Origin of the sequence: Mesorhizobium sp. B2-4-17 (genome assembly GCF_006441275.1) — a bacterium.
In the GTDB taxonomy this organism is placed as follows: domain Bacteria; phylum Pseudomonadota; class Alphaproteobacteria; order Rhizobiales; family Rhizobiaceae; genus Mesorhizobium.
Genome location: NZ_VFUX01000023.1, coordinates 23948 through 42295 on the forward strand (window position 1 = coordinate 23948; position 18348 = coordinate 42295).

Sequence of the window (18348 nt, forward strand, 5' to 3'; positions counted from 1 at the left end):
GCGATGGATTATTATTATGTCCAGCCATTTGTTGCCGGTGATTTTGGTAAAAATACCGTTATCGACAATCGAGTTCACCCTCCGATTGTGCATAAGCTTCACTACATGGTCGACGTTTGGATAGGTGACGTCCTGATAAGACGCTTTCCCTGTTATCTGGTCACCAAGGAGGCCGAGCAAGAGCTACTGAAGATGCGTGTCACAGGAGCGACCTTTGCCGAAGTCGAGGTCACTGGCTCGGAGCTGTTTCGTAGGCTGCAGCCAGAGACCGAACTTCCACCTTTCGTCTGGATGAAAATCCATGGGCGGCCAGGCCACGACGACTTCGGTATGGCTCCAAATCATGAGCTTGTCGTTTCGGAATCCGCCCTAGACGTGTTTGAGCGCCTGGGCAATGAGTCGGCGGGGATTCGCCTATTCGATGCGAATTGAATGTCGGAGCGTATTATGGTCAAATGCGGAAGAGCTTGCGAGCAGAAGCGCAACATCTATAGTCCTTCGGCCGAAACAGTTCGATCGATTTTCGACGATTGCTCAGGCGGTGAAGGCCGAAAACGAAAATTACTCATAAATAAATTACTTAACTTCCGAAAATTTGATGCCCTTCGGCCAACAACACTGGACAGATCTCGAAAGTTGCCGGGCCGCTTCCGCCGCCGCTTAGGAATGTGGTTCATAGGATATGACGGCGACCGACTTGACCTTGCCCGCCTTGTTCAAGGTCACTTCGAAAACGGCTTTGATGCGATTGTCGACGGCGGCAACGGGCAAGACCAGGCAGCCGCCGATCTGGTCGATGTCGACAGCTTCATGGGCCTGCGGAAACCGAACACACAACCAGAAGTGAGGTCATCAGAAGTCGCATCGTCGTCCCCTCGTGAGGGTAGACGATAACGTCGACCGGCTCTGAAGGTAAGGGCGGGCTCCAGTATCCCGAAACCTGGCGCTGCCCTCTGCCGGGACCTTCTCCCCGTTGAACGGGGAGAAGGCGGCTAAAAATCAATAATTGCCGTTGTAGTACCGGTCGTCGCAGGGCGCGGTGTAGATGCGGCCGTAGCGGTCCTGGTAGCGGCAGAGCTGTTGGCCGCGGGGCTGCGGGGTGGTGGCCGAGCCGACGACGGCGCCGAGCAGCGCGCCGCCGGCCGCGCCGATGACCGTGCTCTTGGTGTTGCCGCCGATGGCCTGGCCGACCAGCGCGCCGCCGGCGCCACCGAGAAGGGCGCCCGTCGTGGCCCGCTGCTGGCCTTCGGTCTGCGTTTCGCAGCCGGCAAGGGCGGCGGTCATGAGGACGGCCAAAATCGCTTTCTTGATGATCATCTGAAGAACCTCCTTTTGAGGCCACGCGGGCCGACGTCCAGCCAAGTGCGGTCGCATTGCGGCGGAACGGCGGCGTGCTTCGTCACGAAGTGAGTCATGGTTTCTTAGGCGTTGATGGACCGCGATCCCGAAAACAGGCCTGTCGAACAAGGCGATAGCGGCGCCGGCTGGCAAAGTGAGTCAGGCGGTTCGCGCCGTGCCTACCTGTCGGCTGAAGCTGCCATGACCGACGGCATCCCCTCGAATTCCCACCAAGAATGGAGACTTAGAATGACGCGTGGTCTTCCCCGCACCCTTGCCCGTGCCGCCCGCGAGGCCGGCCTTGCCCCGCCCAAGCTCGGCTTGAAGGCCGTGACCACCGGGCAGGGCGGCTCTTACCGCACCGTGTTCACCTTCGCCGGCATGCAGGTGCCGGTCACCGACGCGCTGGCCTATGCCGGCCAAAAGATCCTCGACTTTTCCGACGGCAAGGTGCGCATCAAGGGCGGCACGGCCAGGCTGCAGTTCGCGGTGCTGACTACCCGCGCCTCGACCATCAACGACAGTGCGGCACTGACCTGGTCGCTGGGTTCGGCGGTCGCGTCGAGCGCCACGCTGGCCGGCACCATGGTCAATGTGCTGGCCTCGACAGTGCGCACGCTGGATGGCGCCGGCGCGGCCCTGTCGACCGCCTCGATCGCCGATGTCGCCGCCGCCGTGACGCTGGATGGCACGGCGACGCCGGTCGATCTCTATCTCAACCTGGCGTTCGCCACCGGCACCGACATCGATGCGGATGGGACGCTGGCCGTGACGGGTACGGCAACGCTGCTGTGGGAAAATTGGGGCGATAATAATTAGGCACTGGAACTGCTGATCTCCCCCCAAGTGGGGGAGATGCCCGGCAGGGCAGAGGGGGGCGCTGTCCCGCCAGCCTATCCGGTCAACTTCAGCTCACCAATGAAGGTAGCACCTTACGGCCTAACGCGAACGCCGCGTTCCTTCGCGCCCCCCTCTGGCCTGCCGGCCATCTCCCCCACTTGGGGGGAGATCGGCAGCTTCGCCGCCCGGCGCCATCACATCTTCGAAATCCCAACAAAGGAATCTCACTCATGACAGATCTGGCAGACGCCGGGTCCGTGGCGGCGCGCGCGCAGCCGGCGGGCAACCCAGTACGGCCAACGGCAGGCGCGGAAAGCGGGTCCGCCGCGCCTGACGCCAAAAGTTGGTTTGACGGTCTTTCCGAAGGCAACCGCAAGCTCGCTGAAACCAAGGGCTGGACCAAGCCTGAAAGCCTCGATCGGGTTTTCACATCCTATGCGGAACTGGAGCGGCAGCAGGGCGAGAGCCTGCGCGTTCCCGGCCCGAATGCGTCTCGGGAAGACTGGGAGCGTTTTCATGCCCGGCTGCCCGAGACCATGCGTCCGCTCACCTCGTCCGAGGCAGTCGAATACCGCCGGCCGGAAGGCTTGCCGGAAAATTTTGCCTATTCGGACGAGCTTGCTCAGGCGTCCAAGGCCTGGGCGGTCGAAGCGGGTGCTTCGCCAAGAACCGCGCAGGTCTATCACGACAAGTTCGTCGGCTACATGGCCGAGCAGGCGAAAGCTCAGGAGACCGCGCTCGCCCGCTCGGTGGAAGCCACCCATGACGACCTTGTCCGGGAGTGGGGGCCGACCAACAGCGACGGCTTCCGCCAGAAGCTGGAGGTCGCCAACCGGGCGATGAAGAAGCTCGGCCTGGTCGACGCCTACAAGGCGAAGGGCATCCTTCTGCCTGACGGGGCGCTGACCGATCCGCAGATCGCCAGGGCGTTCCACGCCATCGGCGACGCCATGTTCCGCGAAGACACGATCGACGCCGGCGCGCGTTCGACCGGAGGCAATCCGTTCAAGCGCAACGCCTCCGGTGAACGCAACCTGACGGCGATTTCTGCCCTCGTGAAAAGCGACCCCGCCCGGGCCCGGCGGCTGGCTCGCGAGGCCGGCGAGAACCCGGACCGCTGGATGCCGAACAACCCCCTCTAAGCTGTGTCGATATTCAGGTGATCCCGGCCTGCAAACGATGGCTTTCCGCGCTTCCGGTGCTCACGGACCCAAATGTCCGCTCCCTCCGGTTCTCGAAAGCCATCATTTTCGGCTCGGCCTGACCTGAATCTCAACACACCTTCACCGCCAAACCAACCTGAAGGAAGAGAAAAATGGCAGATGCCTATACCCGTATCGCGGACGCGATCGTTCCGTCCGTCTATGCGCAATACGCTTTCGAGGAACACGTGCAGTCGCTCGAAATCTACCAGGCCGGAATCCTGTTTTCCGACCCGGCCATCTCCTCGAAACTGTCGATGGGCGGCCGCTCCGTCGACATGCCCGGCTGGAAGGACCTCGGCAACGATCCCTCGGAGCCGGTCAATGACGATCCGGCCGATTCCATCGAGATGAAGAAGATCGGCTCGCGCCGCGAGGTCGCCGCCCGCAACGTCCGGGCGCAAGCCTGGGGCGTTCCGGACCTGACCTCGATCCTGGCGGGCGACGATCCGCAGAAGCTGATCGTCAAGCGGCAGACCGAATACTGGCAGCGCGCCAACAAGCTGACCCTGCTCGGCATCCTCAGGGGCGTCGTCGCCGACAACATCGCCAATGACGGCGGCGACCTGGTGCGCACCACCGGCGCCTCCATCGTCGACACCGACATTATCGAGGCGGCCTATCTGATGGGCGACCGCGCCGACAAGTTCAAGACGATCTGGATGCATTCCAAGCAGATGAAGGCGCTGAAGCTCGCCGACCTCATCGACTATGTGCCGTCCTCCGAGCAGGGCGGACCGCTCATCCCCTATTACATGGGGCTGCGCTGCGTGGTCGACGACGACATCCCGGTGGCGGCGGGCGTCTACACCGCCTTCATGTTCAAGGACAAGGCGATCCTGTGGAACGAGCTTCCGGTCAACACCGAGGGCGGGCCGCTTGAATTCGACCGCAAGCCGCGCCAGGGCCATGGCGGCGGCGTCACCGAAATGGTCGGCCGTCGGCACTTCGTGCCGCATGTTCCCGGCACCCGCTTCCTCGACGCCTCCTCGGCCGGCGAATTCGCCACCGACGCCGAACTGGCGCTGGCGGCGAACTGGGACCGCACCGCGTCGAGCGTGAAGAACATGACGTTCATCGCACTGAAGACCACCGAGGCCTGATTAGGGCTGATGCGAAGGGGCGGGGGCGCTGGCGCTCCCGCCCTCGGTGCCGCTGCCAGCACGCGCGCGCGTCGTGGAGCGCTGACCTCAGCACTATCTCTTTCAGACAAGTCAGCCGCCTTAGAGCGGCTTTTTTCATGCCCCAACCACGAGGCGCTGACCCATGGCCATTACCCCGCTCGATATCGCCAATATGGCGCTGGCCGTCCTCGACGAAGCGCCGATCGACAGTCTTGACCAGGACGTCAAGGCGGCGCGGCTGCTCAACCTGCATTTCGACCTGACGCGCGAGGCCGAACTGACCAGATATGCCTGGGTGTTCGCGATCCTGCGCGCCACGGTGGTGGGCTCCGATGCCGGCGGCAATGATTGCGGCCTGAACGTCGCCTATGAATTGCCGGCCGACTGCTTGCGGCCGCTGCCGTTGACCCACAATGGCGAACCGGACGGCGTGCCGGTCTCGTGGCGCCAGGAGGCAGGTCTGATCTATTGCGACCAGCCTGGGCCGCTCACCATCCGCTACATCGCCAATCTCACCGACCCGAATGATTGGGACGCGCTGTTCACCGAGGTTCTGGTGGCCGCACTTGCCATCAAGGTGGCGCATCCGCTGACCCACAAATCCGGCATGATCGACATTGCGCGCTCGGCCTATGACCGGGCGCTGGATGCCGCTCTCAATGCCAACGCGATCCAGCGCGGCGGCCGATTCTACACCGCCTCCTGGTCGATCCAGCGCGGCGACACCAGGGTTGCACGCTGATGACGGCGCTCTATCCGGTCCAGGACGTCTTCACCCGTGGCGAGATCTCGCCGCGCCTGCATGCGCGCGCGTCGCTCGATTTCTATCGGGCGGCACTCGCCAGATGCGAGAACTTCGTCACGCTGCCGCATGGCGGCATCCGCAAGCGTGGCGGCACCTATTTCGCCGGCGAGGTCAAGGTCTCGGCGAAGAAGACGCGGCTGATCCCGTTCATCTTCTCGGCCGATCAGGCCTATGCGCTCGAATTCGGCGACCAGTATATCCGCGTCTACGCCTATGGGGCGCGCGTCGGCTCGGTGGAAGTGGCCTCGCCCTACCTGGAGGCGGACCTGTTCGAACTCGCCTATGTCCAGTCGGCAGACCAGATGTGGATCAGCCATCGCGACTATCCGCTCAAGGTGCTGACGCGCAGCGCGCACACGAGTTGGGCGCTGACGGATTTCGAGTTCCTCGATGGTCCCTACGACGACATCAACGCAACGGGTACCACGCTGACCCCGGCCAACACCGGTCACGCGACCCCGAAGATGACAGCCTCGACCGCGCCGAGCGGGACGGTGACGGACGATGGAACCGGCTCGAGCAGTTGGAAGATTTTCGATCGCGACTTCAACCAGTATGTGAAGGTGGGGGACGGAAGCAGCGGCTTTGTCCAATACCAATTCCCGTCCGGCCAGGGGAAGGCGGTCAACGCCTATTGGATCGCGTGCACCGACAATGTCACCAGCAATGGCGACATGGCAACTGCGTGGGTGCTCTCAGGCTCGAATGACGGGATAAACTACACAACTCTCGATAGTCGCGCCGGCGAGATCGGTTGGTCGGGGTCGGAAGTGCGGTTCTTCGATTTCCAGAACGCGACCACCTATCAATATTATCGGTTCAAGTTTTCGGGTGGCGGCGGCGGTGACGCGACCGTCACCAGCATGGCCGAACTGGCCATGGCTGAAAACGGCGATACGATGACACCTTTCGATCTGACCGCGTCATCGATCGTCGGCATCAATAACGACGCAGGATTCCAATCGACCGACGTCGGCCGCGCCATCCGGCTGCTCGGCGGCGACAATGTGTGGCGCTGGGCCAAGATCACCGGCCGCACCAGCACCACGGTGGTCAAGATCAGGCTCTATGGCCACGCGCTTCCAGATCTCTCGCCGATAACCCGCTGGCGGCTCGGCACATTCGTGCCCGGCAAATATGTCGAGAGCGGTTCGCTCTATGAAGAACGCCTGGCCTTCAGCCGGAAGTTCTCGGTCTATGCCTCCGCCACCGGCGACTTCGACAATTTCGCGCTTGGCGAGAAGGATGACGATGCGCTGGAGTTCATCCAGGCCGGCGGCGGCCAGGCCAATGACATTGTCTGGATCGCCGATTCCGACGGTGCGCTGCTGATCGGCACCTCGGGCGGCGTGCGCGCTCTGTCGGGCTCGGGCATAGACGAGGCACTGACGCCGTCCTCGTTCAAGAACCGGCGCTCGCGCACCTTCGGCTGCGCCCGCATCCGCCCGGTCGATGCCGGCCAGTCGTTCCTCTATGTCACGCGCTCGCGCAAATCGATCGCCGAGCTGACACAGACCGCGCAGAGCCGTTTCACTTCGGACGATGTCGGGCAGATTTCCGAACATATTCCGAAGCAAGGCGTGGTTGAGCTGGCCTTCCAGACCGACCCCGACCCCTTGCTGTGGTTCCCGCTCGATAATGGCGAGCTTGGCGGCTACACCCATCAGCCCAGCCAGGAGGTGCGCGGCATGCACCGTCATCGGCTCGGCGGTGCCTTCAGTGGCGCGGGATGGGCGGTTGTCGAAAGTGCCGCCGTGACGCCCGGCCAGGATGGAAATGACGATCTCTGGCTGGTCGTCAAGCGCACCATAGGCGGTGTGACGAAACGCTATATCGAGATCAAGACCGCGCCGTTCGAATACGGCGCCATCGGCGATGCCTTCGAGGTCGACTGCGGCCTCACCTATACGGGTGCCGCGGTGGCCATGGTCGGTGGTGCGGCGCATCTCGCCGGCCAGTCCGTCGATGTGCTGGCCGATGGCAAGGTCTACCGTGGCCTCACCGTTAGCGGCGGCGGCACCGTGACGCTGCCGGGTGGCTCGACCGCCGCCAAATGGCAGCTCGGCCTGCCCTATGCGGCGGGCGCCGACACGCTGGAACTCGATGTCGGCGGTCGCGACGGTTCCATCATCGGTCGCCGTAAGAAGGTGGCCAAGGCAATCCTGTCGTTGCTCGAAACCGATACCACGGGGCTTCAGGTACAGTCCTTCATGCGCGGCCGCTGGGAGCCGGTGCGCATGCCCTCGATCGTCGCGCCGGATGGCAGGGCGACGCTGTTCACCGGCAATGTCGAGGTGCCGATCGACGACAGCTGGGAAGGGCAGGGCAAGGTGCGGATCCGCCACGTCAACCCGACACCCTGCACGATCCGTGCCTTCACCCCGGTGTTTGACGCGGAGCCCTAACGGCCGGCGCTGGAGAATTGGCGAAGCCGTTGATGACGGCCAATCTCCCCCCTAGGGGGGAGATGCCCGGCAGGGCAGAGGGGGGCGCTGTCCCGCCGGCCTACCCAGTTGATGCCTACACCTTGCTGGACCGAAACCTGACCGCTGCTCTACCAGCCGCTTCGATAGCCATTCAGAGTCTCGAGATTGGCTCCCCGGCCGCCGCCGCGATCCTTCGCGCCCCCCTCTGTCCTGCCGGACATCTCCCCCACTTGGGGGGAGATTAGCTCTCCGCCGCCTCGCCTATCCCACTTCACGAAGGAACCCACCTGTGACCACATCTCCCTATGCCGAACAGCTCGGCAGGGCGCGGACGGCTGCCGATTTCGCGGCCGTCATCGCTCTGCTCGACACCGACCTCAGCGCTGCGATCGCCAACCGGCCTGGCCTGCGGCAGGCGGAAGACCGCGCCGTCTTTGGCGACGGCGACCTTGCCGCGGCACGCGCGGCCGTGGACGACAACAATGACGCGATCGCGGTGCTGGAAAAAACCATTGCCGCGGCGGACGAGCGCCGCGGTGCCGCCGCCGCCGCCGAGGCGCGCGCCGACATCGAGGCGCTGGGTGGGGAGACCGGCGCCAGGGCCGCATTGCTCGGCAAGCGTTGGTCCGCCGTCCGCCGGCTGGTCGAGGAGCTGCGCCAGGAGCTGTTCGAGGCCGATGCGCTGATCCGCACCATTGCCACCGCCAACGGCCTGTTCGATGCCGCCGGGCTTTGCGACCTCAAGGCCAATCTGGCGGCCACGCGCCGCGCCGCCATGGCCGGCCCGCGCGCCGCGGCCCCGGCGCGGCTCAGCCGTGCCGGCCTGCAGGCCGACCGGATCCTGCTTTCGCTGATCCGCCCCGGCGGCGCGCTCGACCCGCGCCCGTCGCTTCGCGCGCCGCTGGCGGGCGCGAAGAAAAAACCCGTTCCCGCATCCACACGAGGCTGACCATGTGCACATTAGCTCTTCTCGGTACGGCCATTTCGGTCGGCGGCGCCCTAATGCAAGGCGTCCAGCAGCAGCAATTGGCCGATTACCAGGCCAAGGCCTACGAGCAACAGGCGCAGGCCGAGGCGCAAAGCGCTGCCTTCGAGCAGAGCCAGGAGCGCCACAAGCAGGACCTCTTACAGGCGCAGGCGCGCGCCCAGGCCGGCGCCTCCGGCGTCGGCATCGCGGGCTCGCCGACCGAGGTGCTGGCGGCGAATGCCAGGCAAGGCCAGATGGACCTCAAGGCGCTCCAATACAGCTCGCAGCTGCGCCAGAACAACCTCAACAGTCAGGCCGCCATCTCCCGCTTTCAAGGCAAGCAGGCGATGACGGGTTCGATCGTCGACGCCGGCAGTGCGCTCGTTGGTGGCCTCTCCAAAATCTACGACCCGACCAAGGCCGTGACCCTCGGCGGTTCGGCACTTTCGCCTCGGGCGAGCGCGGCCATCGTCGGCGGCTATTCGGGACTCTACTGAAATGGTGCACATCATTCCGCTCTCCGTTGGCCAGCGCCGGCTCGATACCGGCAACGCGCCGCAATACCCCCAGGGATCGCCTGTCGGCGGCGCCATGCAAGGGCTGGGCGAACACCTCTCCGCCGTCGCCGAGCGCTACCAGCAGATGAAAGACCAGCAGGAAGCGTTCGACGCCGAGCTGGCGCGCCGCCGCTTCAACGGCCAGATCGCTCAAGCCGAAGACGAGGTGACGGCCAACGCGCCGGCCGACGGCGCCGGCCTGCGTGACGCCATGTATGGCCAGGTCGATCCGCGCAACGGCCGGGTGGTGAAGGCCGGCCTGTTCGACACGCTGTTCGATGCCGTCTTGCCCAACATACCCAAGAGCCAGCGAGCCAACTTTGCCAACCAGAAGGAAGCGCTGCGCGAGGCCGGCTCTGACCGCATGGCGCAGCGGCAGCTTCAGCGGCGCGACGATTATGAGTTGGCCGAGTGGAGCAAGATCGACACCATGTCCACCAGCGCCATCGCAAAAAGCGACCCGAACGACACCGCAAACTTCGAGGCGATCCGGCAGAGCGGGTTCGACCTGATCGCCAAGATCGGCAACCCGCTTGCCCGGCAAGCGGCGGAAGCCGCCTGGCGCACCAACACGGCCAAGGCGCTGATCCAGGCGATCATCGCCCAGGATCCGAAGCAGGCCGCCGAGATGCCGGGCGCGGCACAGGCTGGAAGCCGGACGAAGGACGATGCCGTGGGGGCGGTCGGTGGTTCGCAACAAATCGCTGCGAGTCGCGAGAACACCAGCGCTGTAGACAGCACGGCGACCACTGCTTTGAATGCCGGCTCCACAGCACCGGCAGCTGAGGCCGACAGCACCGCCGCCTTGGCGGCAGTTCCATGGATTGCTGACCTGCCGCAGAACGATCTGCAGGATCTTGGTCAGAAGGCGCAAGTCGCCATGACTACGCAGCTCTTCGATGCGCGCACCAATGTCCAACTCGCCCACCAGAATGCGCCAGACGCCCTCATGTACACCGGCTCTTATTCCGGAAAGAGACCGGCAGATGCAGACTTCGCCGTGGTCTATGGCGCCGAGGAGGGCGGCAACCAATCTCTGGATCTCGAACGGACGTTCCAGGTCGGTCATCAGGCATTCGGCATGGTCAGAATGCCGAAAGATGCCATCGACGCAAAAGTGCTCGCTGCCAAGCCCAAGCCGGGCAGCCCCACTCCGGAACAGGATCAAGCGGAATTTGACATAACGGCGGCTGCGGCCAGTCAGGTTTTGCAGGATCGAGCAGCCGGTCCCGCCGACTTTGTCCGCAAAATCGACTCGACAGCGGACACATACTGGAACGCGGTATCGAGCCAGGACAGCTACGATCCGGCTGCCTATCAGAAGGCGATCGCCCGCTCTGTCGCGGTGCAGCTGCAGCTTGGAATCAAGCAAGTCCAGCCGCTTCCGCCGTCTGTCGTTAAAGACCTCGTCGACGTCTTGAACGATGAGAGCGTGCCGCAACGCGACCGGGACGCAGTGCTGCGCGATCTGTTCGCGGGTACGTCTGATACGGGTGTTTTGGCAGCCATGGCGCTGCAGCTGAGCGACGAGAACCAGTCTCGGATTGCGCGAAGCATTGCGAACAACGCAGTTCCTGTATCCGCAGAGGAACGCGTGAACCGGAATCTGGCGGCCTTCGACGCTCTGCCGATTTATCTTAAGCCGCTCGTGGCGCTCAATGACACCGTCCGTCTGATGGCCGATGGTGCGACATCTGGGTACGCGGACAAATTCGCGGCCACCATGAATTCGCTGATCTCGGGCAGCAGCTACGAGGACGAACTCGCCGCTGAACGTGCCGGGACACAGGATGCGAGAGATCGGGCTGGCTCCGCAGGAACCGCTGCGGGAATGCTTGGCGCGTATCTGAGTGGCAGCGGCCTTGGAAAAGCGGGCATTACGCTCACTGGCAGGTTTGGCACAAACTCGATGGAGGGCTTGTCCGGCCTTCTCGCTCGCGCCGGCCTTATGGGCGTTGAAGGTGCTGGGTACGGTGCGGTGGAGGCCACCGGTCGCGACCAGCCCGTTGGCAGCGGGGCAACTGCCGGCTTCTTTGGGGGCGCTGGAAGCACCATCGCTGGCGAAGGCCTTGGCGCGGTCCAGCGCCAGACGGCACAGTGGTTCAGGCGGCGAGCATCCTCTTCCGAACATATTGTCGAGCCCGCAGCGGTAGAAGTTGCTTCAGATACAGCGATCGCGGAGGCCCCTCCGCCTGCCCAACATGCGGTCCCAATCGGCCCGGCCTCGGTTGGCCAAGACCTACATGTAACCTACATGCCTCATTGGAACGCCGCGCAGCGGGCGGCCGCGGACCTCAAGGTGAAGATGTTAACGGAAGCCGTAACCGTGGTTAGCCAAGCTGTTCGCAAAGGGAGATCCGCGCGGAAAATTTTCAAAGCTGCCGGATTTCTAATTCCATTCGGCCACGATATTGATCACGTCATCGACCTGCAATTGGGAGGGCTTCATCAGCTGTCCAACTTTGCCATATTGGATTCGAGCGTAAATCGAAGTGTGGGCGCGCAGATGCAGATATGGAATCAGATTAAGCATCTACCCATTGGAACGGCCATCAATAAAGTCACGATTGGAGAGCGATAGTGTTCGAGACATTCCGGCAGAATTTTCCCATCGAAGGCAGGGTTGCAACGGACCCGGGTACGCCTGTTGTGGATACTGGGATCCCTGGCCTGAACGAACTGCTAGATAGTTTTGGAGGCGCATCTTTCCAGCAAGGTTTGTACCGGATCATCCGCCCACAGGACGTGCCAGTGTGGAATGCGAGGATCAATCTCGCCTTCCCAGAAACCAATGGACGCGTCACCTGCTTTGGCTACGATTGGCAGGGCTCTGCGTTTGCACTCGACTCTCAGAGACTCGAGGAAGGACAGCCTGGAGTGGTTCTGTTTGAGCCAGGTACAGCCGAAGCGCTTGAAATTCCCAACAATATCGTGACTTTCCATGACGTGTTGGTCGTGGAAAATCCTGACGCGGCGCTGTCCGCCAACATATATTTGGAGGATTGGCTGGCGGCCGGCGGTACGCAACCTGGCTATGACCAGTGCGTTGGCTATAAGAGGCCACTTTTCCTCGGTGGAGAAGACGACATCTCAAACCAGGAACTGTCGGATTTGGAAGTTTATTGGCACATAATGGGGCAGGTCATAGCCAAGGTAAAGGGACTTCCGCCCGGGGCTTCGGTAAACCTCAGGGGTGGCTGATAGGGTTCCTTAAGGGCTAACTCGAACATGTGGCGAGTTTCTCTCCTAGCGGGGCGCTGGAAGACGTTGGGTCAGGATCCGCAATTTAATGCGGGCGCTGCCGAGCGCTGCCCTCGAGCCCATCTTTGGCTTGCGTCGAGGTGATGAACCATTCATCACCTCTGAACTAAGGGGCGCAGCCGTTATAGCTGAGAGTGAATAGCGTTTCCTCGCCGTCATCGGCCCTGATTGTGTAGAAAGCATTGGGATCGCCTCCGTCTTCAGATCTCAGGTGAAGTCTTTGAGGGTTTCCGGGTCCACCACAAACATATAAGAGCGCATCGGCCCATAGATGAATCCATGCTCGCCTTCCTTCGTCAGGATCTCCGCCGCCACAGCTGGCTGCAAGTGATCGCGTTCCATCGTGAAGTAGGCGTAGCCGAAGCCATGTCGGGTAACGGTTGCGATTGCCCCGGACTCAAGTGATTTGAAGAGCACACCTTTGGGGCAGATCTCGCCTGATCCAGGCCGTCCGACCGGGCCGGACCAAATGGCAACGTGAACACCGTCATCACGGCGAGGATGAGCGACCTCAACGATGCCATCCAAGCGTCCAACCAAAAATCCAACAATTCGGCCATAAACGCGCTCGTTCGATTTTAACAAATAGCCGGCGCGCGCCACCTTACCCACAACTTTCCAAACCTCGCTTTCGCGAGGCTTCTTTCATGGAGATTGCCTTATGGCCCGACCTGCAACTGCCGCCGTTCGCCTGTTGACCGGCGAACGCGAACCCGTGCGCCTGGCGACCACGGCCAACATTGCCCTCTATGGGCTGCAAGCCATCGATGGCGTGGCCGCCGAAGTGGGCGACCGGGTGCTGGTGAAGAACCAGGCCGATGCAAGCCAGAACGGCATTTATACGGCGAGCGAAGGCCAGTGGTTCCGCGCCGCCGACGCGCGCACCGCGCGGACGATGCAGAAGGGCACGACGGTCCACGTCGCCGAAGGCACGGCCAACGGCGGGAAGACGTTCGTTTTCAACATGCTCGACCCGGTGATCGGCGACACGGCCATTTCCATCGGCTTCTACTTTTCCGATACCGCTGTGACCGATGCACAGACCGCAGCGACGGCCGCCGCCGGATCGGCGAGTGCCGCCGCGACAAGCTCTACAGCAGCTTCAACCAGCGCGACCAATGCCGCGACATCGGCGACGAATGCCAGCAATTCGGCCACGGCGGCATCCGGCTCGGCGAGTTTCGCCGGGACAAGCGCCACCAATGCCGGGAACTCAGCGACCGCAGCCGCCGGGTCAGCGTCGGGCGCTTCCACCTCGGCAACTAACGCCGGGAATTCTGCGACGGCGGCGGCAGGTTCGGCGACGGCCGCCGCTGCAAGCGCGGCAATTGCGGCTCCAAAAGAGTTCACCAGCGTCACCGAAGCCGCGGCATACACTCTTACGACGGTGCCAGCCTTCGTTCGGACCGCAGGGTTTGGCAGCGCTGGCGATGGCGGCGGGGGCTTGTACCAGGTGGTCGGAGCTGACCCTGCCGAAAAGGGCAGCTTTGCCATGCCCAACATTTCAAAATGGGCAAAACTGACCGAGAACAGGGCGCATATCAGGCTGTTTGGCGCGCATCCGAACGTTTCTGACAATACCGCGAAGCTCAATGACGCGATGCTCTACGCCCAGAACCGTGGCGAGAACATGCATATTCCAGCTGGTGTTTATGTCTGCGACGGCCCGGTGCAGCTCAAGGCGCGATCCGTCACCGGCGACGGCCAGTATCTTTCGCGCATCGTCTCGACGCTCGCGGGACAATCGGCGGTGATGATCGCTCCCCAAACAGGCGTTGCCGATGACAACACTTTCAGGGTCTGGCGAGACTTCGGGGTTTCTCCCTCTGCCGCGAACGGTGGCACGTATGGCATTGAGGTTGCTCTCAATGATGCCGCCGAATTCCTGAGCAACTGGGTGATGGAGCGGCTCTATATTGGCCCGTTCGGAACGGACGGTATTCGTCTCAACAACTCGATTGGAAATGCAAACGGCCTATTCCGCGGCACCATCCAGGACAGCTGGATAGAGAACGGCGTGCTGATCGAAAAAGGTGGCGACAGCCTTAGCATCCTGCGCAACACAATCCATGGCACCGGCATCGGTATCTACGCAACACTCGTGGGTGGCGCTCGGCAATTCGTTCTCCGGAACAACAACATCACGCATCGGGCTGAATGCGTGTATCTGTCAGGCATCAATGGCGACGCACACATCATTGAGAATTGGATGGAGACGCCTTCCTATCTCGGAAACTACACGGGCGCCGGCCAGGCGCTGCTTTATCTGGAAAACTCGAGCGGAGCCGTCGTCAAGCGCAACACGATCCAGCCGCTGGCGAGTGTCGGGGGCGGCTTCGTGCCGGCCAACTCGGCAATCTTCTGCGCCGGCAACAGTGACGACACCATCATCGACGAAAACTCGATCTACAAGGGCGGCGTCGACCATATCCGGACGGCGGCTGGGGCCGACCGAACGTTCATCGGCGCGCGCAACAAGTACGACTCCGCGCTGACCGTCACCGACAACGGGCCTAGCACGATCGGCAAGCTGTCCGGCGGGTACACTTGGGACGCAGGCCATGTACCGCAGGCCAATGATGGCGGCGCAATCGGATCGGCGACCAAGTCCTGGTCCGATCTTTTCCTCGCCTCGGGCGGTGTCATCAACTACGCCAATGGTGATGTCACCATTACCCATTCAGTCGATGCATTGGCCTTTGCTGGCGCAGCGAACGGTTATTCCTTCGACAACGTCATCAAGATCAGCGGCAACCAGGTCCTTAAAGCAAGGGAAATTGGCTGGACGGCAGGCACTGGCACGGCCCTGAAAGGGGCGTTTGCAGCCTATGCCGGCCAGGCGCATACCGGCGCTTACGTGCAGGCTACTGTGCAGGCGCTCGATAATGCCGCGCGCGATGCCTCTCAACGTATCAAAGCTATCGAAGATGCGCTTCGAAACCACGGGCTGATCAACTAAACCCTTTGACGACTCGATCGTCTCGTTGTTAAACGCAATTACGATGCAACAACTTTTCGTGATCGCTTTTGTCGGCCGGCAAGGATCTAGCTTCCTTCAAGGTCTGCTCAACTCTCACCCCGATGCGACTTGCCTCGGCGAGTTATTCTCGCCGTCTGCGTCGCGTCGAGGCATTAAGGCGTTCTTCCGAAAGGAGCCGCAGCCCTTCATCCACAGTGGCGAACCCGACATCAGCCGCTACCTTGAACGGCGCATCCATCGGTTGTCAGGGCAAGCGGTCGGCTTCAAGCTGCCGCTCTATTCAATGCAGCAGCATCCGGACATAGTGCCGGCGTTGAAGGCCTTCGGCTACAAGGTCTTGCTTGTCACTCGCGAAAACCTGCTCGACCAGTTCATTTCGATGCGACTGGCGCAGATAAACAATGCCTGGCGATCTGACCTCGGTGAGTTCAAGGCGCGCAGCTTTGTCGCTGATCCCGATGACGCCAAACGCCGCTTTGTCCAATGGGAACAGGAAAACGCAGAGACAGCCGCAGCAGTGGCGGGTCTACCGGCGTTTCATGTGACCTATGAGCAGATCAAGGAAAGCCTTCCGCAGGTGTTCGATTTCCTTGGACTGCCGCCGGCCGAGACCAGGAGCCCGTTCCAGCGTCAGCGGACGTGGAGCCGTTCGGAGGCGGTTGAGAACTTCGCCGAGCTGGCCGCACATTTCGCTACGACCAGGCGGCTTCTTCGAGGCCTAGCGAGATTTTATTTTGGCGATCAGGAACATCGCCACGGCCTCATAGGTCAATGCGTTGTCCCACTCGGCAACGCCACTTTCTTCAGCCAATTCCCTAGCCCTCAATAACTCAGCGATTTCTTCAACGAGATCGTTAGGATTCGACCGACCGTTGGTGAACAAGAATCCGCTGTCGCTTGGCAGAGCGTCAATCGTGTTGTTGTAAATCTGGCGCTGTTGGCCTGAAAATCTATCGGCCATCGCCGCGCTCCACAATCAGCACCTCGCCATCGAACTCGACGGGCGCGCCGTTCTGAAAAGCCTGAAACACCTTGCGGTCGCTGCGCCTGCCATCGCCGTGGTAGACGAGAACGCGTTTCCTACTCACCAGCCAGTTCAACATCCGAGCAAACATCATGCCTCGCTTTCGGTGGCCATTGTAAGCTGCGGCGCATATCGAAGCAACTCACCCGCACAGCTACACCACCTGAAACCAGATCGTCCTACCACTCGCAACATGCCGCGACGCGGATCCATTGCCCGGCGGTCGGCTCAAGGCCTAGCGGCATCTCAACCGGCCCCACGTTTTCGCAGTCTCAACATCGCTGCCTGCCTGAACCTCGGCGCGCTTCACGGGCACGCCGTCGCGCACCTGCTCAACTATGAAATTCCCCATTTCCCGAAAATAGAAGGAACCCCCATGGACCGCAACTTCGCGCGGGCGCTTGCGCTCGTCTTGAAATCCGAAGGTGGCTGGTCGGATAATCCGGCCGATCCGGGTGGCGCCACCATGAAGGGCGTGACGCTGGCGAACTTCCGCCGCTACGTGAAGGCTGATGCCAGCAAGGCCGATCTGAAGAAGATCAACGATACCCAGGTCGCCACGGTGTATCGGCGGTTCTATTGGGACGCTGTGCTCGGTGCCGAGCTGCCTGATGGCGTCGACTACGCCGTGTTCGATTTCGCGGTGAACAGCGGGCCGGGCAGGGCGGCCAAATACTTTCAGGCAACCATAGGCGTCTCCCAGGACGGACGCATCGGGCCGGCGACGCTCGCGGCAGTCGGGGCAAAGCCGGCCGGCGTCGTCATTGACCAACTCTGCGATGCGCGGCTGACGTTTCTCAGGCGATTGCCGACATGGGCGACATTCGGGCGCGGCTGGTCCGATCGCGTCAGGTCGGTGCGGACCCAGGCCCTGCTGATGTCGGCCCCCGCGACAGTGCCCGCGCCAGTGCAGCCTGCAAAGCCGGCGCCCGCGCCTGAACCGGTCCAGCAATCGCCTCGAGCCGAAACACCCGCTGGCGAGGCGCCCGCGGTCGAACCGGTATCGCTGGCACCGCACCGCCCCGGCATCCCGCTTGCCGCAAAGGCAGGTGGGTTCGTCGCCGCCTGCCTGCTGCTTGCCTATGCCGCCTGGCGCCACATTGCCGTCGCCCTGCAACGGATTTTCTGATCATGGCCACCGTCACCCAACCGACCATCCGTCCGACCAACAAGCTGACGGCCGCGACCATCGCCGCCGCGGCCGTCTCGGTTTCCGGCGTCTTCGTGCGCAACATCTGGCCAGCCTGGTATGACGCCGAGACGTGGGCCACGCTTCTGCCGATCGCCGTCTTTGCCGTCGGCTATCTGGTCAAGGACGCATCGAACCAATGAGCGCGCTCCTCGCTTTCCTGCTCGGCAGTCCAACCATTCTGGGCATCGGAGCGGCCATCCTCGCGGCACTCGGTTGGGGCGTTCGCCAGCGGCTGGCCGGCGAACGCAGCGAGCGTGCCCGGCAGGCCGCCGCCGAGGCCGCTGCGCGCGAAATCGCCGACCAGGTCCAGAACGATATCGGCGCGCTGCCGGCCGCCACAGCGCGAAAGGAGCTCAAATCATGGGCAAGGGATTGATGCTGGTGTCGGTCCTGGCCGTGATGGCCGGCTGCACAACCGTCAAGGGCGGGTTCTGCGCGGTATCCAGCCCGCTGCGTCTGTCGGCGGACGCCGTCGATGCGCTGTCGGACGCCGAGGTCAAGGCGCTGCTGGCGCACAACCGCAAGGGCGAGAAACTGTGCGGGTGGAAGCCATGACGGTCGTGGCACTTCCCCTGGATCCAGCCATGCTGCTCGGCGTGCTGGCTTTTTCGGCGCCGGATCGATCTTCGGCT

The 18348-nt window shown here is 62.6% G+C and carries 20 protein-coding genes; 17 read left to right on the top strand and 3 right to left on the bottom strand.

Features of this window, described 5'->3' with window-relative positions:
• The first annotated feature begins 3 nt into the window (after positions 1-3).
• Both FJ548_RS18780 and FJ548_RS18785 read left to right on the top strand, forming a co-directional pair.
• Positions 4-432 (top strand): hypothetical protein, encoded by a 429-nt coding sequence (locus tag FJ548_RS18780; RefSeq protein WP_140609104.1) that lies wholly within the window; start codon positions 4-6, stop codon positions 430-432.
• Entirely contained in the window at positions 433-894 is a 462-nt protein-coding gene (locus tag FJ548_RS18785) for a hypothetical protein (protein WP_140778642.1), read from the top strand.
• A 105-nt stretch (positions 895-999) separates the two neighbouring features.
• Here FJ548_RS18785 and FJ548_RS18790 read toward each other — a convergent pair whose 3' ends face one another.
• Positions 1000-1317 (bottom strand): YMGG-like glycine zipper-containing protein, encoded by a 318-nt coding sequence (locus FJ548_RS18790; RefSeq protein WP_140609100.1) that lies wholly within the window; start codon positions 1315-1317, stop codon positions 1000-1002.
• Between the two features lie 270 nt (positions 1318-1587).
• On the opposite strand from FJ548_RS18790, the gene FJ548_RS18795 reads away from it, so the two are divergent.
• The 9 genes from FJ548_RS18795 to FJ548_RS18835 all read left to right on the top strand — a co-directional run bounded on the left by FJ548_RS18795 (position 1588) and on the right by FJ548_RS18835 (position 12460).
• Positions 1588-2157, top strand: coding sequence for a hypothetical protein (locus FJ548_RS18795; RefSeq protein ID WP_140778643.1), 570 nt, complete (start codon positions 1588-1590; stop codon positions 2155-2157).
• 251 nt (positions 2158-2408) lie between these two features.
• A complete protein-coding gene (locus FJ548_RS18800) occupies positions 2409-3320 on the top strand; it encodes a hypothetical protein (RefSeq protein ID WP_140778644.1) in 912 nt (303 codons plus the stop codon).
• A 173-nt stretch (positions 3321-3493) separates the two neighbouring features.
• A complete protein-coding gene (locus FJ548_RS18805; RefSeq protein WP_140778645.1) occupies positions 3494-4483 on the top strand; it encodes a Coat protein in 990 nt (329 codons plus the stop codon).
• Between the two features lie 163 nt (positions 4484-4646).
• Entirely contained in the window at positions 4647-5246 is a 600-nt protein-coding gene (locus FJ548_RS18810) for a hypothetical protein (RefSeq protein WP_140778646.1), read from the top strand.
• A complete protein-coding gene (locus FJ548_RS18815; RefSeq protein WP_140778647.1) occupies positions 5246-7714 on the top strand; it encodes a hypothetical protein in 2469 nt (822 codons plus the stop codon). Before FJ548_RS18810 ends, FJ548_RS18815 begins: the two co-directional genes overlap by 1 nt.
• A gap of 310 nt (positions 7715-8024) precedes the next feature.
• Positions 8025-8684 carry a hypothetical protein gene (locus FJ548_RS18820; RefSeq protein ID WP_140778648.1) on the top strand — a complete coding sequence of 220 codons (660 nt, stop codon included), beginning with the start codon at positions 8025-8027 and terminating at the stop codon, positions 8682-8684.
• Positions 8685-8686: 2 nt separating this feature from the next.
• Entirely contained in the window at positions 8687-9199 is a 513-nt protein-coding gene (locus tag FJ548_RS18825; RefSeq protein ID WP_246678710.1) for a hypothetical protein, read from the top strand.
• Between the two features lies 1 nt (position 9200).
• On the top strand, positions 9201-11840 hold the full coding sequence (locus FJ548_RS29910; protein ID WP_181168842.1) for a hypothetical protein: 2640 nt from the start codon (positions 9201-9203) through the stop codon (positions 11838-11840).
• Positions 11840-12460, top strand: coding sequence for a T6SS immunity protein Tdi1 domain-containing protein (locus FJ548_RS18835; RefSeq protein ID WP_140778649.1), 621 nt, complete (start codon positions 11840-11842; stop codon positions 12458-12460). Before FJ548_RS29910 ends, FJ548_RS18835 begins: the two co-directional genes overlap by 1 nt.
• 267 nt (positions 12461-12727) lie before the next feature.
• Here the strand turns inward: FJ548_RS18835 and FJ548_RS18840 are convergent, their stop codons facing one another.
• A complete protein-coding gene (locus FJ548_RS18840) occupies positions 12728-13123 on the bottom strand; it encodes a hypothetical protein (RefSeq protein WP_140778650.1) in 396 nt (131 codons plus the stop codon).
• A 58-nt stretch (positions 13124-13181) separates the two neighbouring features.
• On the opposite strand from FJ548_RS18840, the gene FJ548_RS18845 reads away from it, so the two are divergent.
• Complete coding sequence (locus tag FJ548_RS18845) at positions 13182-15479, top strand: hypothetical protein (RefSeq protein WP_140609084.1); 2298 nt, start codon at positions 13182-13184, stop codon at positions 15477-15479.
• Between the two features lie 43 nt (positions 15480-15522).
• Positions 15523-16329 carry a hypothetical protein gene (locus FJ548_RS18850; RefSeq protein WP_140778651.1) on the top strand — a complete coding sequence of 269 codons (807 nt, stop codon included), beginning with the start codon at positions 15523-15525 and terminating at the stop codon, positions 16327-16329.
• Between the two features lie 121 nt (positions 16330-16450).
• On the opposite strand, the gene FJ548_RS29915 is transcribed toward FJ548_RS18850, so the two are convergent.
• Positions 16451-16588 (bottom strand): hypothetical protein, encoded by a 138-nt coding sequence (locus FJ548_RS29915; protein WP_181165570.1) that lies wholly within the window; start codon positions 16586-16588, stop codon positions 16451-16453.
• Between the two features lie 312 nt (positions 16589-16900).
• Here FJ548_RS29915 and FJ548_RS18855 point away from each other — a divergent pair, with 312 nt between their 5' ends.
• The 4 genes from FJ548_RS18855 to FJ548_RS18870 are packed head-to-tail and all read left to right on the top strand — an operon-like array spanning position 16901 to position 18271.
• Positions 16901-17653: a glycosyl hydrolase 108 family protein gene (locus FJ548_RS18855; protein WP_246678711.1), complete on the top strand. Its 753-nt coding sequence runs from the start codon at positions 16901-16903 to the stop codon at positions 17651-17653.
• A 2-nt stretch (positions 17654-17655) separates the two neighbouring features.
• The gene (locus FJ548_RS18860) at positions 17656-17856 is read left to right on the top strand and encodes a hypothetical protein (RefSeq protein WP_140695066.1); all 201 of its coding nucleotides are present in this window, start codon (positions 17656-17658) and stop codon (positions 17854-17856) included.
• Positions 17853-18092, top strand: coding sequence for an ABC transporter permease (locus FJ548_RS18865; RefSeq protein WP_140695068.1), 240 nt, complete (start codon positions 17853-17855; stop codon positions 18090-18092). Before FJ548_RS18860 ends, FJ548_RS18865 begins: the two co-directional genes overlap by 4 nt.
• Positions 18077-18271, top strand: coding sequence for a hypothetical protein (locus tag FJ548_RS18870; protein ID WP_140609073.1), 195 nt, complete (start codon positions 18077-18079; stop codon positions 18269-18271). Before FJ548_RS18865 ends, FJ548_RS18870 begins: the two co-directional genes overlap by 16 nt.
• The last annotated feature ends 77 nt before the right edge of the window (positions 18272-18348 follow it).